The organism is Paraburkholderia sp. BR10937 (genome assembly GCF_040965695.1).
Taxonomy (GTDB): domain Bacteria; phylum Pseudomonadota; class Gammaproteobacteria; order Burkholderiales; family Burkholderiaceae; genus Paraburkholderia.
The window spans coordinates 1-263 of sequence record NZ_JBFRCL010000202.1 but is presented as its reverse complement, the minus strand read 5'-3'; the positions used below and the strand labels follow the sequence as shown (position 1 = coordinate 263).

General features: G+C 70.0%; 1 protein-coding gene. It reads right to left on the bottom strand.

Annotation, left to right across the window (positions count from 1 at the left end):
* Positions 1–263: electron transfer flavoprotein subunit alpha/FixB family protein (locus AB4Y44_RS42655; RefSeq protein ID WP_368702842.1), on the bottom strand; the 263-nt coding region annotated here is incomplete at both ends.

Sequence of the window (263 nt, the reverse complement as noted above, 5' to 3'; positions counted from 1 at the left end):
CCACGTCGAACAGATCGCCGACGAGCCCCACGTCGGCCACCGAGAAGATCGGCGCATCCGGGTCCTTGTTCACGGCGACGATGAACTTCGAGTCCTTCATGCCGGCGAGGTGCTGGATCGCGCCCGACGTGTATGTGGCGTTCGGCGCGTAGCCGGCATCGACGGCGGCGCGCGAGGCGCCGAGTGCGGCGCCCAGCGTGTCGGCAAGCCGTCCGAGGCGCGCCATGTTCTCCTGTGAGGCGAGGCCGCGGCCGCCTGCAATC